The organism is Devosia sp. LjRoot3 (genome assembly GCF_964252865.1).
Classification (GTDB): domain Bacteria; phylum Pseudomonadota; class Alphaproteobacteria; order Rhizobiales; family Devosiaceae; genus Devosia.
Genome location: NZ_CAXUPK020000006.1, coordinates 72430 through 85958, shown reverse-complemented (window position 1 = coordinate 85958; position 13529 = coordinate 72430). Strand labels below are relative to the sequence as shown.

At 62.8% G+C, this 13529-nt stretch carries 13 protein-coding genes; 9 read left to right on the top strand and 4 right to left on the bottom strand.

Annotated features, from left to right (window positions below):
• Window positions 1–47: 47 nt before the first annotated feature.
• The 4 genes from ACSQ2A_RS20040 to gabD form a co-directional block, all read right to left on the bottom strand.
• Window positions 48–728 (bottom strand): RraA family protein, encoded by a 681-nt coding sequence (locus tag ACSQ2A_RS20040; protein ID WP_436073662.1) that lies wholly within the window; start codon window positions 726–728, stop codon window positions 48–50.
• A 4-nt stretch (window positions 729–732) separates the two neighbouring features.
• On the bottom strand, window positions 733–1458 hold the full coding sequence (locus ACSQ2A_RS20035; RefSeq protein ID WP_436073661.1) for a FadR/GntR family transcriptional regulator: 726 nt from the start codon (window positions 1456–1458) through the stop codon (window positions 733–735).
• The gene (locus ACSQ2A_RS20030; RefSeq protein WP_295414097.1) at window positions 1452–2270 is read right to left on the bottom strand and encodes an SDR family oxidoreductase; all 819 of its coding nucleotides are present in this window, start codon (window positions 2268–2270) and stop codon (window positions 1452–1454) included. The genes ACSQ2A_RS20035 and ACSQ2A_RS20030 overlap by 7 nt, the downstream gene beginning before the upstream one ends.
• 290 nt (window positions 2271–2560) lie before the next feature.
• Window positions 2561–4012, bottom strand: a complete 1452-nt coding sequence (gene gabD, locus ACSQ2A_RS20025) for an NADP-dependent succinate-semialdehyde dehydrogenase (protein ID WP_436073660.1) — start codon at window positions 4010–4012, stop codon at window positions 2561–2563.
• A gap of 129 nt (window positions 4013–4141) precedes the next feature.
• On the opposite strand from gabD, the gene ACSQ2A_RS20020 reads away from it, so the two are divergent.
• From ACSQ2A_RS20020 to ACSQ2A_RS19980, 9 genes are all read left to right on the top strand, one after another.
• Complete coding sequence (locus tag ACSQ2A_RS20020) at window positions 4142–5251, top strand: S-(hydroxymethyl)glutathione dehydrogenase/class III alcohol dehydrogenase (protein WP_436073659.1); 1110 nt, start codon at window positions 4142–4144, stop codon at window positions 5249–5251.
• 179 nt (window positions 5252–5430) lie between these two features.
• Window positions 5431–6261 carry an S-formylglutathione hydrolase gene (gene fghA, locus ACSQ2A_RS20015; RefSeq protein WP_436073658.1) on the top strand — a complete coding sequence of 277 codons (831 nt, stop codon included), beginning with the start codon at window positions 5431–5433 and terminating at the stop codon, window positions 6259–6261.
• 62 nt (window positions 6262–6323) lie between these two features.
• A complete protein-coding gene (locus ACSQ2A_RS20010; RefSeq protein ID WP_436073657.1) occupies window positions 6324–7337 on the top strand; it encodes a LacI family DNA-binding transcriptional regulator in 1014 nt (337 codons plus the stop codon).
• A gap of 351 nt (window positions 7338–7688) precedes the next feature.
• The gene (locus ACSQ2A_RS20005) at window positions 7689–8840 is read left to right on the top strand and encodes an extracellular solute-binding protein (protein ID WP_436073656.1); all 1152 of its coding nucleotides are present in this window, start codon (window positions 7689–7691) and stop codon (window positions 8838–8840) included.
• Entirely contained in the window at window positions 8837–9715 is an 879-nt protein-coding gene (locus ACSQ2A_RS20000) for an ABC transporter permease (RefSeq protein ID WP_436073655.1), read from the top strand. Before ACSQ2A_RS20005 ends, ACSQ2A_RS20000 begins: the two co-directional genes overlap by 4 nt.
• 1 nt (window position 9716) lies before the next feature.
• Entirely contained in the window at window positions 9717–10541 is an 825-nt protein-coding gene (locus ACSQ2A_RS19995; RefSeq protein ID WP_295414115.1) for an ABC transporter permease, read from the top strand.
• 169 nt (window positions 10542–10710) lie between these two features.
• Complete coding sequence (locus ACSQ2A_RS19990) at window positions 10711–11751, top strand: ABC transporter ATP-binding protein (RefSeq protein ID WP_436073654.1); 1041 nt, start codon at window positions 10711–10713, stop codon at window positions 11749–11751.
• Window positions 11748–12584, top strand: coding sequence for a glycerophosphodiester phosphodiesterase (locus ACSQ2A_RS19985; RefSeq protein ID WP_436073653.1), 837 nt, complete (start codon window positions 11748–11750; stop codon window positions 12582–12584). The genes ACSQ2A_RS19990 and ACSQ2A_RS19985 overlap by 4 nt, the downstream gene beginning before the upstream one ends.
• Window positions 12581–13393 carry an inositol monophosphatase family protein gene (locus ACSQ2A_RS19980; RefSeq protein ID WP_436073652.1) on the top strand — a complete coding sequence of 271 codons (813 nt, stop codon included), beginning with the start codon at window positions 12581–12583 and terminating at the stop codon, window positions 13391–13393. Before ACSQ2A_RS19985 ends, ACSQ2A_RS19980 begins: the two co-directional genes overlap by 4 nt.
• Window positions 13394–13529 lie beyond the last annotated feature (136 nt).

Sequence of the window (13529 nt, the reverse complement as noted above, 5' to 3'; positions counted from 1 at the left end):
GCCTTCGCCGGGATGACGGTCAGTGGGAAACCGGGCGTCGTTCGTGATCAGACCGGCCCGCCAGTCTTCCCCACCGGCCAGATCTTCTGCAGGTCTTCACCCGCCAAAATCCGCTGGCGGCAAACCACTTCATTCTTCCCCAGTTCATCTGCCGCATCGGCAATCACGCCAACCAGCTCAGAGGGAATGACCACCACACCGGTCACGTCGGCAAAGATCACGTCGCCGGGACGGATGCGCACGCCATCGATGTTGAGTTCGGTCTGGTAATAGGTTGCTTCCATGCGGCCCGAGACGCCCACCGGGCTCATGCCCTTGGCGAACAGCGGGTAGTCGAGCTTCCGAACTTCGGCCAGGTCGCGCACCGTGCCATTGACCACGGTCGCTGCCGCGCCCTTGGTCTTGGCGCCGCTCGACATCAGTTCGCCCGTGCCCGAGCCCTCGGCGCAGGAACTGTCGACCATCAGAATACCGCCCTTGACCACGGCATCGATGGCGCCGTGATAAACGTCCTGCGGCTGGCCGGTGCGCGCGCTCTTTTCATAGAGCACGGTCGATACGGGGCCACACACGACCTGGCCGGGGGCCAGAACGCCAAACTGGGAAATACCCTTCAGATAGCCATAGGGGCCGCGGCCATCGAGCACGTCGTGGATATCGCCCGAATACCACTGGGAAAGCCGCTTGATCGCTGCCCAATCGGTATTGTTGTAGTCATAAGCCGCCATTGTCTCAGCGTCCCTTTCTTGCGGCGTCGATCGCCTGTTCGAGATAGGTGGTGGAATTGTCGATATGCTCGCGCATCAGCGCGCGGCTCTTTTCAACGTCGCCACTACAGATGGATTTGAAGATGGCCTGGTGTTCGGCGACGCCTTCGGCCTGCGTCTTGCTCGGCACGCGACTCGTCAGCCGGATCACGTCGGTGATCAGCCCATAGAGATTGGCATAGACGCTGGACATGATTTCATTGCCCAGCGACTGCACCAGCGCGAGGTGAAACTTCGCGTCGGCCTCGGCATAGTGGGCAAAATCCTTGGCGGCAGCGAGATCGGCCAGCGCCGTCTCGACCGCCTCGGAAACCTTGCCCTCACCCCCAGCGAGCCGCCCGACCACCTCCAGCTCGAACATGCGACGCACATCCATGAGCTGCACGAGATAGGCCGGGTCCTCGGCAAAGAGCGCCTTCACGGTCGTTGCGAGCGAACCCAGAAACTGGTCCACGTCATCGCGCACGACTTCGGCGCGCTCGCCATGGCGGCGACGGACGAGACCCTTGGTTTCAAGGATCTGCAGCCCCTCGCGCACCGAGCGCGTCGAAATCGAAAAGCGGCGCGCCAGCTCGGCTTCCGAAGGCAGGCGGGCGCCCACCTTCAATTCGCCCGAGAGGATTTCCGCCTCAATGGCGGCAACCACCGAAGTGTGGAGCTTTTCCCGGTCTGACGCGCCTGAGATCACCATGCGGTAAACCCGCCATCGACCACGACATTGGAGCCGGTCATATAGGTCGAGGCATCGGACGCCAGGAACTGGATGACCCCGTTATATTCGCCCTTCTCGGCCTGGCGGCGCATCGGCACGCGCTCGAGAAAATTGTCGACGAATTCCTTGTCAAAGCTGCCGGTCTTGACCCCACCAAAGGAGATCAGGTTGCAGCGGACATTCTTTTCCGCCCAATAGGTCGCCACATAGCGCGTCAGGTTGACGAGGCCGGATTTTGACGCGGCATAGGACACGGCCTTTATGAAGGGCACGCCATCGCGCTTTTCGCGATAGGCATAGAGCGCCTGGTTGGGCGAGACGATCCCGTAGATCGAGCCGACATTGATGATGCTGCCGCGGCCCTTCTCGGCCATTTTCGCGCCGATCACCTGGCTGCACAGCATCACGCCGGTCAGGTTCACGTCGATAATGTCGTCCCAGAACTTCTGCGGATAGACTTCGAACGGCGCATTCTGCTCGGCGCCGCCATCGGGTTTTGAGTCGATGCCGGCATTGTTGACCAGAACTTCCGGCACGCCCCAATCGGCAATCACCTTGTCGGTTGCCGCCTCGATCGCCGCCTTGTCGGTGACGCTGGCCTCATAGATGCGCACATTCTCGCCAAGGCCGGGAAACAGCTCGTCGAACTTTTCCTGCGTGATCGAACGACGGCTATATACGGCCACCTTGGCACCGGCCTTGGCCAGCGAAGTGGTAAATTCGCGACCAAGCTGCCCCAGACCACCGGTCAGGACCACCACTTTGCCAGCGACGCTGAAAAGGTCAGACATCTATCGCTCCAACTTATGTCATAAGTCATATGTCATAAGGTTGAGCCGAGAAGTTGGCAAGACGGATTCTTTTGGAACGGCACGCACGCCGTCCCAACCACCGAACGTCATCCTCGGGCCTGACCCGAGGACACTTCACTTAGTTGCGGTGCCAAGTGCCGCGCCCTCGGTCGCCCCACACCCACGGCGTCATTCCCGCGAAAGCGGGAATCCCAGCTCCGGGCCCCAAAACAAAAATCCCCGCTTTCGCGGGGATGACGTTATGCAGTGGAGAACAGGGTGGCGCAGCCTCAACTGATCCCGCCAAGGCAAACATATTTGATCTCGACAAACTCCTCGATGCCATAGCGCGATCCCTCGCGCCCCAGCCCCGAAAGCTTTACCCCGCCAAACGGGGCTTCGGCCGTGGAAACGAGCCCGGTGTTTACGCCGACCATCCCATATTCAAGCGCCTCGGCCACCCGCCACACCCGGCTCAGATCCCGCGCATAAAAATACGAAGCCAGCCCAAACTCCGTATCATTGGCCTGCGCGATCACATCGGCCTCGTCCTTGAACCGGAACAGCGGCGCCACCGGCCCAAAAGTCTCTTCCCGCGCCACGGCCATGTCTGCCGTCACATCGGCCAAAACCGTCGGCTCATAGAACGTCCCGCCCAACGCATGCGCCTTGCCCCCGCGCAACACCTTCGCGCCTTTCCCCAGCGCATCGGCCACATGCTCTTCCACCTTTTCGAGCGCCGCCTCGTCGATCAACGGCCCCAAAATGACACCCTCGTCAAAACCATTGCCGGTCTTCAGCGTCCCCACGGCCTTGCTGAGCTTCTCCGCAAAAGCGTCATAAACCCCGCCCTGCACATAGATGCGGTTGGCGCAGACGCAGGTCTGTCCATTGTTGCGAAATTTCGCGATCAGCGCCCCGTCCACTGCCGCATCGAGATCGGCATCGTCAAAAACGATAAAGGGCGCATTGCCCCCCAGTTCCAGCCCCAGTTTCTTGATCGTCGGCGCGCTCTGCTTGTAGAGTTCCGCCCCCACCTCGGTGGACCCGGTAAAGGTCAGCTTCCGCACGATCGGATTGGCCGTCATCTCCGCCCCGATTTCTCTAGCGGAGCCGGTCACGACGCTGAAAAGCCCCTTGGGCAATCCCGCCCGTTCGGCCAGCACCGCAATGGCAATCGCCGAAAACGGCGTCTGCGAAGCAGGCTTCAGCACCATGGCGCACCCCGCCGCCAGCGCCGGCCCCGCCTTGCGGGTAATCATCGCATTGGGAAAATTCCACGGCGTGATTGCCGCCACGACCCCGATCGGCTGCTTCATCACCATGATCCGCGCATCGGCCCGATGGCCTGGGATCAGGTCGCCATAAACCCGCCGCGCCTCCTCGGCGAACCATTCAATGAAGCTCGCGCCATAGACGATCTCCCCCGTCGCCTCTGCCACGGGTTTTCCTTGTTCGAGCGTGAGAATCTTGCCCAGATCCTCCTTGTTCTCGATCATCAGCTCGAACCAGCGCCGCAGGATATTGGAGCGCTCCTTGGCCGTCCGCTTCGCCCAGGCCTTCTGCGCGCCCTCGGCGAATTCGATGGCCTCGCGCGTTTCCCTAGCGCCAAGCTTGGGCACATGCCCGATCACTTCGCCCGTCGCTGGATTGGTCACCGCAATGCCGGCACCGTCCGCCTCGACCCAGCGGTCCCCCACCAGGGCGGCCTGCCGAAAAAGTGTCTTGTCCCTAAGCTGCATGATCCACTCCCTTGGGCTGTTGGCACAGCATATACAATCAGACCCGGCCATGGACACCCACCGGGCTTGCGCCGGCCCGGTTCCACTTGTACCCAACGGAAACTGACGCCCAAAAAGGAGATGCCCCAGATGAAATCCCGTGCTGCCGTTGCCTTCGCACCCGGAAAGCCCCTGGAAATCGTCGAGATCGACGTCGCCCCGCCCAAGAAGGGCGAAGTGCTGATCAAGATCACCGATACGGGCGTCTGCCACACCGACGCGTTCACCCTCTCGGGCGATGACCCCGAAGGCCTCTTCCCTGTCGTCCTCGGCCACGAAGGCGCCGGCGTCGTCGTCGAAGTCGGCGAAGGCGTCACGTCCGTAAAACCGGGCGACCACGTCATCCCGCTCTACACCGCCGAATGCGGCGAATGCCTCTTCTGCAAGTCCGGAAAAACCAATCTCTGCACCGCCGTCCGCGCCACCCAGGGCAAGGGCGTCATGCCCGACGGCACCACCCGCTTCTCCTATAATGGTCAGCCGCTCTACCACTATATGGGCTGCTCGACCTTCTCCGAATACACGGTCGTGGCCGAAGTCTCCCTCGCCAAGATCAACCCGGAAGCCAACCACGAACACGTCTGCCTTCTCGGCTGCGGCGTCACCACCGGCATTGGTGCCGTGCACAACACGGCCAAGGTGCAAGAAGGCGATAGCGTCGCCGTCTTCGGTCTCGGCGGCATCGGCCTCGCCGTCATCCAGGGCGCCCGCCAGGCCAAGGCCGGCCGCATCATTGCGGTCGACACCAATCCCGGTAAATTCGATCTCGCCAAGGAATTCGGCGCGACCGACTGCATCAATCCGAAAGATTATGAAAAGCCGATCCAGCAGGTCATCGTCGAAATGACCGGCTGGGGTGTCGACCACTCCTTCGAGTGCATCGGCAATGTCAACGTCATGCGCGCCGCACTTGAATCAGCCCATCGCGGCTGGGGCCAGTCGATCATCATCGGCGTTGCCGGCGCCGGCCAGGAAATCTCCACGCGTCCGTTCCAGCTCGTCACCGGCCGCAAATGGATGGGCACCGCCTTCGGCGGCGTAAAAGGCCGCACCCAGCTCCCCGGCATGGTCGAAGACGCGATGGCGGGAAAAATCGACCTGAAGCCGTTCGTCACCCACACCATGGGCCTCGACGAAATCAACCACGCCTTCGATCTCATGCACGAAGGCAAATCGATCCGCTCGGTCATCAAGTATTAATTTGCAACTGGGTGCTGGCGCTCTTGGTCGGCACCCAGCCGCTTCCTCCCATCCATCCTCGGTGTCATTCCCGCGAAAGCGGGAATCTCTTTTCCGACCGGAGATCCCCGCTTTCGCGGGGATGACGCCGCGGGTAAGGGCGGCCCCATTGCAGCCCTCCCTCCCAGAGGACCCAAACAATGAACCTCATTGAACAACACGCCAGCTTCGGCGGCACGCAGAGCGTTTTCCGGCACACGTCGAAAACCCTCAACTGCGACATGAACTTCGGGATTTTCGTCCCCAAGCACGCAGAGGGCGAGCGCCTGCCGGTGATCTACTGGCTCTCCGGCCTCACCTGCACCGAGCAGAATTTCATCACCAAATCAGGCGCCCAGGCCTATGCCGCCGAACACGGCGTCATCGTCGTCGCCCCCGACACCTCGCCCCGCGGCGATGACGTCGCCGACGACCCGGCCTACGATCTCGGCAAAGGCGCCGGTTTCTACCTCAACGCCACGCAATTCCCTTGGGCAGCACACTTCCGCATGTACGACTACATCGTGGAAGAACTCCCCACCCTGATCGAAGCCAATTTCCCTGTGAGCAATCGCCGCTCGATCATGGGCCACTCCATGGGCGGCCACGGCGCCATCACCATCGCCCTCAAGAACCCCGGCCGCTACCGCGCCGTCTCGGCTTTTGCCCCCATCGTCGCGCCAAGCCAGGTCCCATGGGGCGAAAAGGCCTTCTCCGCCTATCTCGGCCCCGACCGCGACACCTGGAAACAGTACGACGCGACCGCGCTCCTTGCCTCGGCCGCCGAGCGCCTGCCCATCCTCATCGACCAGGGCGACGCCGACGATTTCCTGCTGACCCAGCTAAAACCCGAAATCTTCGCCGCCGAAGCCAGGCGCTTCGATCACCCGGTCACCCTCAACCTGCGCCCCGGCTACGATCACTCCTTCTATTTCATCGCCAGCTTCATCGGCGAGCACATCGCCCACCACGCAGCGGCCCTCAAAGCCTGACGGCCCTTGACGGCCGCCATAATGCCCGCACTATCGCGGCCGTTGAACAAGAGCAGAGCCCCATGAGCGAGCAGGAACGCCGCCCCTTCGTTAGTGCCCGCACAGTGGCCGAACGCGCCGGCGTGTCGCGCTCGGCCGTGTCCCGCACCTTTACCGATGGCGCCAGCGTTTCCGAAGAAACCCGCCGCAAGGTGCTCGAAGCCGCCGGCGAGCTCGGCTACCACGTCAATCACCTCGCCCGGGGTCTTCGCGAGCGCAGCAATATCGTCTGCCTCGTCGTCGCCGACATGACGACCCCGATCCGCGCCCGCTTGGTGGACGTGCTCACACGAAAATTGCAGGCCGCCGGCAAGGTGATCATGATCATCAATACCGGCACCGACGAGGAAAGCGTCGCCGCTGCGCTGCGCCAGACCCTCAACTACCGCGCCGACGCCACCGTCGTCCTCTCCGGCACCCCCTCGGCAAAACTGATCGAAACCAGCCTTGCCAATGGACAGCAGGTTATCCTCATAAATCGCGACGATCCGCTGACCGGCTGCCATAATCTCAGCGTCGATAACGAAATGGCCGGGCGCGAAGCCTTCTTCCTGCTCCGCCGCGCCGGCTGCAAGCGCCTCGCCCTCGTCACTTCCACGGCTAGCACCGCGAGCCTTCTCGAACGCGAACGCGTCTTCGTCGAGGTCGCCAAAGAAGCCGGCATGGCCGTCACCGTCATGGCCGCCGGCCCCACCAATTACGCCTCGGGCTACGAAAGCGCACGCCGCCTTTTTGGTCGCTCCGATGGTCCCGATGGCGTCTTTTGCGTCACCGATCTATTGGCGCTCGGCTTCATGGATGCCGCCCGCCACGAATTCGGTCTCTCCCTCCCGAACGATCTCTGCCTTGTCGGGTTCGACGATATCGACGAGGGCGATTGGCAATCCTACAAGCTCACGACCTTCGCCCAGCCCTTCGCCGCCATGGGCGATCACCTGGTTGAACTGCTCGGCCAGACCGTTGCAGCCGAAACCGGAAGACGGATTTTCGAGCCCATTCCCATCTGGCGAAAAAGTGTAAGGCCATCAGCGGACTAACGCGCCCAAACGGCTCGTCTTGCACCTTGCACAGCATTGCACACGGTCGCAATAACAGCGCTGTCATGAAAGCGTTATCGAAGCCAAATATCTAGTTTCACCGAAAGAGATGCAAATGCACTTGTGTGCAAGCATCATTCGGTGTTGTCTATGCATGCGCTCGGCGCGGCCCCGGCAATATCCGACACAGAATTCGGAATTGCCCGCCGCGCTCAAGCAGCGAGGAGGGGAGTTCCATCAAGTTTGCGGGTGCGGGCTGGTGCGCATCTGCTTGTCGGCCTTGCCGGCTCATGGACTCCGTCGCCAGCGCAGCTAGGGTACCCTCTGGGGCTGCCCACATGGGAGAACACGATGAAACGCCGCCATTTCCTGATTTCCGCCGCCAGCATTGCCGCCGGCGTGACGATTATGCCGCGCATGTCCTTCGGTGCCGAAGGCGTGATCGACGTCTATTTCACCTCGGACCAGAACGTCATCGACTTCTGGACCAATGTGGTGAAGCCCAAATTTGAAGCCGCCCATGCCGGCATCACGCTCAACCTCGTTGACGGTGGCGACGGTCCGGGCGTTGCCGCCATCGGCGATCGCGCTCTCGCCGCGCTTGCCAGCGGCGCCGATCCGCAGGCCGACCTCTTCGAAGGCTATGACACCCGCGTCAATGCCGGCGCCATCGACAAGGGTCTCTTCGTCGATTTCTCGGCCGCAGGCCTCTCCAACTATTCCAAGGTCAATCCGCTCGCCAACGACATCCCGACCCGTTTGGCCTATCGCGGCAGCCAGGTGCTGCTCGCCTATGACACCACCAAGCTCGATCCTGCTGCCGTGCCCAAGACCTGGGCCGACCTCGTCACCTGGATCAAGGCGAACCCGGGCCAGTTCATCTACAACCGTCCCAACAAGGGCGGTTCGGGTGGCAATTTCGTGCGCCGCGCCGTGCTCGAAGCCAATGGCAAGGATCCCAAGAAGTTCACCGTCGACAATTTCACCCCTGAATTTGCCGAAGAGGCCCTGACCCCGGCCTTTGCCATTCTCAACGACCTCGCCCCCTCGCTCTTTGAAGGCGGCGCCTATACGTCGGGCAATACCCAGTCGCTGCAGCTGCTCGGCCAGTCGGCCGTCACCATGATCCCGGCCTGGTCCGATCAGGCGCTCTCGGCCATCGCCCAGGGCGTGCTTCCGGAAACCACCGGCCTCGTCCAGCTACAGGACCTCGGCCTGCCCGGCGGCTTCACCTATATCGCCGTGCTCTCCAACGGCGCCAACAAGGACTCGGCAATTCTCCTGGCCGACTTCCTCCTCACCGAGGAAATCCAGTCGGCCGTCCTCACCGAACTCGGTGGCTTCCCCGGCGTTGCCTGGGACTATGTCTCGGCCGACCTGCGCGAGCGCTTTGCCGACATCATCCCGGCCTCGATCCCGACCTTCCCGGGCGGCAAGTGGGAAACCGCGCTCAATGACGGCTGGTATCGCGCCGTTGCTCCGAACGTGGACCCTGCCTCGTGACCACGACAGACGCGGGCGCTTTGGCGCCCGCACCCACGCAACGCAAGAGGCCGATTGGCCTCTTGCTCGTGGCCGCCCCCGTTTTGCTCGTTCTCTGGCTCATCATCTGGCCGATTATCTCGGCCGTGATCCAGACCCTCTGGCTGCCGGCATCAGATGGCGGGCGCGCCCTTTCGGTCTCGAGCTACGAGTTCTTCGCCAACGATCCCTATAGCCGCGCGAACCTGGCCATCACGCTCTGGACCACGGGCGTCTGCGCCATTTTCCTGCTGCTGATCTGCCTGCCGATCGCGCTCTATCTGCGCTTTTCCAATTCAAAGATCTCGGCCTATGTGCAGGGCCTCGCCATCTTCCCGATGTTCGTGCCCTCGATCATCCTGAGCTTCGCCTTCATCCGCGTGCTCGGCCCCAATGGCACGGTCGATCTGCTGCTCAATTCCGTGGGTCTGCCTAAGATCAAGTCGCCCTACCTCACCCCCTGGGGTCCGGTCATCGGCCTTGTCTGGGACAATATCCCGCTCACCGTGCTGATCCTGCTTTCCGGCCTCGGCAATGTGTCCAATCAGGCCATCGAAGCGGCGCGCGATGTCGGGGCAGGGCGCCTCATGCTCTTCTGGCACATCATCCTGCCGCGCATTTCCAATTCGATCCTCGTTGCCATTTCCTTTGCCGTCCTCGGCATTTTCTCGGCCTTCACCCTGCCTTACGTGCTGGGCCCCGCCGCGCCGGAAATGATGGGCCCCTTCATGCAGCGCACCTTCCGCGACCTGTTCGACCCCACCAACGCCATCACCCAGGCCGTCATCACCTTCGGCTTCTGCATCCTCTTCGGGCTCTTCTATGTGCGGTCCGTCGCCAAGAACAGGACGCCCTGACATGAGCGCCTCTCTCAAAGTCGCACAACCCGTGGACTGGACCGGCATTGTCTTCGCCGTCGTCCTCACCCTCGTCATCGTCGCGCCGCTGCTCGTCGTCGGCACCTGGGCCTTCACCAATGTCTGGCGTTTCCCCTCGGTCATCCCGCAGGAATTTGGCCTGAAATTCTGGTACCAGACGCTGGCCCGCGCCGACGTCTGGAGCTCCATCACCATGAGCCTGACGCTGGCCACCACGGTGACGGTCCTCTCTGCCATCATCTGCCTGCCGGCCGCCTACGCCTTCGCCCGCCTGGATTTCCCCGGCCGCGACATTTTGTTTTTCTCGTTCCTCGCCGGCCACGCTTTTCCAAAATTCGGCCTCCTCGTCGCCATCGCCGGCATCTTCCTCCAGCTCAACCTCATCGGCACCTTCTGGGGCGTTGTCCTCATCCAGCTCGTGGGCACGCTGCTGTTCATGATCTGGATTCCGGTCGCCGCCTTCCAGGCCGTCGACCGCCGCATGGAAGAAGCCGCAAGAGACGTGGGCGCCTCCCCGTTCCGCGTCTTCTGGTCGATCACCCTGCCACAGGCCGGCCCGACCATCGCCGCGGCCCTGCTCCTGAGCTTTGTCGGCACTTTTTACGAAACCGAAGGCGCCTGGCTCATCGGCGCGCCCCAGGTCCGCACCCTGCCTGTGCTGATGATCTCCTTCATCAACAACCAGCCCGTCATCCAATATGGCGCGGTGCTCTCGGTCCTCCTCTGGGTCCCGAGCTTCATCGCCCTTTTGTTCGCGCGCCGCGTCGTCAATTCCGGCTCCTTCGCCAAGGGCTTTGGCGGATGATGGGCGCCACCAATTCCACCCATCTATCGTCACCACCGGGCTTGTGCCGGTGGTCCCCAGCCATCCGCAGGATGGCTGACCAGCAGCGCCTGCCGTGGATTGCCGGGACAAGCCCGGCAATGACGACCCCTCAAGAATCCCAACCGATCCAATTGGACCGGGAGTAAAAATGTCCGTTCTGACTATCAAAGACGTCACAAAACTCTTCCCCGGCGGCACCAAGGCCGTGGACTCCTTCTCGCTCGAAGTGGCGAACGGCGAACTCGTCTGCCTCCTCGGTCCCTCGGGCTCCGGAAAATCGACGCTCCTCCGCATGGTTGGCGGCTTTGAACAGCCGACCTCCGGCCTCATCACCATCGACGGCCAGGACATCACCCACCTGCCACCGGAAAAGCGTCCCACCGGCATGGTGTTCCAGAGCCACGCGCTCTGGACCCACATGGACGTCTTCAAGAACCTCGCCTTTGGCCTGAAACTCCGCCGCCTGCCGGCCGATGAAATCAAGCGCAAGGTCGAAGCCGTGCTCGAACTCGTGGGGCTCGGCGGCTACGGCACCCGCCGCGTCACCCAGCTCTCCGGCGGCCAGCAGCAGCGCGTCGCTCTCGCCCGCTCGCTGGTGCTCGAACCCAAAATCCTGCTACTCGACGAGCCCTTTGCCAGCCTCGACCAGCACCTGCGCGAGCGCCTCCGCGAAGAAGTCCGCGACATCCAGCAGCGCGTCGGCATCACCACGCTCTTCGTCACCCACGGTCAGGACGAAGCCCTCTCCATGGCCGATCGCATCGTCGTCATGCGCGATGGCCGCACTGAGCAGATCGATCGCCCCGACGTCGTCTATCGCGATCCTCAGACCCCCTTCGTCGCCGGCTTCATCGGCACCATGAACCTCATCGAAGGCACCGTCTCCAACGGCATTTTTACCCGCGCCAGTTTTAGCCATCCCCTCGCCGTCGCCGATGGCCCGGCAACCCTCGCCATCCGCCCCGAAGCGCTCGACCTCGTCGCCGCCGAACCCGGCGCCGCAAAGGTCCATCGCGTCACCGACTATGGCACCCATGGCCTGCTCGACCTCAACTTGCCCGATGGCACCCGCGTAAAAGCCATGGTCAACCACCCCGGCCAGTTCAGCCACGGCCAGGGCGTCAATCTCGCTCCCCGCGCCGTCGCCGCCTATCGCGACAACAAGCAGATCTTCCGGAGCGAGGCATGAGCGACCCGCTCTATATTGAACAGGGCGGTCACCGCACCTGGCTCAAATGGCACCGCGGCCGCCGTAAGGCATCCGACCCGGTCTTCACCGGCAGCCGCATCCTTGAAGCCATGCGCCTCGGCGCCAGCGTCGAGGTGGACCTGGTTATCCACGCCGACCATGGCTGTGCTATCCTCCATAACTTCTCGCTTGAGGAAGAGACCACCGGGTTCGGCCTTGTGCGCGAAACGCCGGCCGCAGTTCTGCGCGAGTTGCACCTGCGCGGCACCGACGGGCATCCCATCGACGACAAGGTGATGCTGCTCGAAGATCTCTGCGCGCTCCTTACGCAAAACCAGCCGCATCCCGACGCGCTGTTGCAGCTCGATTTCAAGGAAGATTCCGCGGCCCTGACACCCGAAGTGATCGCCAATTTCGGCGCCACCGTTGGCCCCGTCGCGCGTTCACTCATTCTCTCGGGCGGCGACTTCGATGCTATCAGTCTGCTAGCGAATTCGGCCCCCGATCTGCGCACCGGCTACGACCCTTGCTACGGCGACTCTCTCGCCCGTCTGAAAGCCACAGGCGACTTCTCGGCATTCATCAACGACGCGCTCAAAACCGCGCCCGACGCCGAAATGATCTATCTCGCCTACGACATCGTCCTCCAAGCCGATGCCGCCGGCTTTGATATCGTAGCCCCCATTCACGCCTCCGGCCGGCGCATCGACGCCTGGACCATCCGCACTGTCGACGACACGACGCTCCCCAAAGTCCGGCGCCTCCTGGCGCTCAAAGTCGATCAGATCACCACCGACGATCCCGAGGGGCTGAAGGCGGCCCTCGAAAAATGACTCACGATTACAACGCTATCCTCGCTGACATGGTCGCCACCACCCGCGAAGCCGGTGCGCTGACCCTCGAACATTTCAAGCGTTTTCGCGATCTCGAGATCGGCGTAAAGGGCCCCGGTGACTTCGTCTCCGATGCCGACCGCGAATCCGAAACCCTCATCCGCGATCGCCTGCTGTCTCGCTACCCATGGGGCCTGACCGGCGAGGAATTCGCCCCCGCCGAACGCGACGACGAGACCCATCGCTGGCTCGTCGACCCCATCGACGGCACCACTAACTTCTTGAATGGCCAGCACTATACGATCACCATCGCCCTGCGCCGTGGCAATGAGACCGTCTGCGGCCTGGTCTACGATCCCGTCGCCGACGAAATGTTCACCGCCGTAAAAGGGCAGGGCGCCTTCCTCAATGGCGAGCGCCTCCACGTCAGCCGCTCCACCGATGTCGCCATGATGTGCGTCGGCACCGGCCTCCCCACACCCAACCTGTCGCTGCACCCCGGCGCCTACACCCGCCTCGACGCCATCCGCGCCCCCATCGGCGCCGTCCGCATCGTCGGCAGCGCCGCCAATTCCTGCGCCTGGGTCGCCTGCGGTCGCCTGACCGGCTATTTTGAAGAAACCGGTTTCGTCGACACAGCAGCCGGCATTCTGCTGGTGGAAGAAGCCGGCGGCGTGGTCACCGACTGGTGGGGCCGCGGCCCGGAAACCTTCGAAAAAACCGGCGTCCTGGTCGTCGCCAACAAGGCCACTCACGCCTATCTCCTCGACCACCTCCGCGATGTGCCGCAGAAGAATCCGGCCGCCTGAGGCCTTCGACTGGAGCCGGCCTGAGAGTCCCCAACGTCTCCCCTCCATCGTCACCACCGGGCTTGTCCCGGTGGTCCATGTCTCCGCAAGAGTGGATTGCCGGGACAAGCCCGGCAATGACGACTGTGCGTGGAGC

Excerpts from the sequence above, each read along its gene's own strand:
- ACSQ2A_RS20040 (WP_436073662.1), bottom strand. The coding sequence starts at position 728 with ATGGCGGCTTATGACTACAACAATACCGATTGGGCAGCGATCAAGCGG.
- ACSQ2A_RS20035 (WP_436073661.1), bottom strand. The coding sequence starts at position 1,458 with ATGGTGATCTCAGGCGCGTCAGACCGGGAAAAGCTCCACACTTCGGTG.
- ACSQ2A_RS20030 (WP_295414097.1), bottom strand. The coding sequence starts at position 2,270 with ATGTCTGACCTTTTCAGCGTCGCTGGCAAAGTGGTGGTCCTGACCGGT.
- gabD (WP_436073660.1), bottom strand. The coding sequence starts at position 4,012 with ATGCAGCTTAGGGACAAGACACTTTTTCGGCAGGCCGCCCTGGTGGGG.
- ACSQ2A_RS20020 (WP_436073659.1), top strand. The coding sequence starts at position 4,142 with ATGAAATCCCGTGCTGCCGTTGCCTTCGCACCCGGAAAGCCCCTGGAA.
- fghA (WP_436073658.1), top strand. The coding sequence starts at position 5,431 with ATGAACCTCATTGAACAACACGCCAGCTTCGGCGGCACGCAGAGCGTT.
- ACSQ2A_RS20010 (WP_436073657.1), top strand. The coding sequence starts at position 6,324 with ATGAGCGAGCAGGAACGCCGCCCCTTCGTTAGTGCCCGCACAGTGGCC.
- ACSQ2A_RS20005 (WP_436073656.1), top strand. The coding sequence starts at position 7,689 with ATGAAACGCCGCCATTTCCTGATTTCCGCCGCCAGCATTGCCGCCGGC.
- ACSQ2A_RS19995 (WP_295414115.1), top strand. The coding sequence starts at position 9,717 with ATGAGCGCCTCTCTCAAAGTCGCACAACCCGTGGACTGGACCGGCATT.
- ACSQ2A_RS19990 (WP_436073654.1), top strand. The coding sequence starts at position 10,711 with ATGTCCGTTCTGACTATCAAAGACGTCACAAAACTCTTCCCCGGCGGC.
- ACSQ2A_RS19985 (WP_436073653.1), top strand. The coding sequence starts at position 11,748 with ATGAGCGACCCGCTCTATATTGAACAGGGCGGTCACCGCACCTGGCTC.
- ACSQ2A_RS19980 (WP_436073652.1), top strand. The coding sequence starts at position 12,581 with ATGACTCACGATTACAACGCTATCCTCGCTGACATGGTCGCCACCACC.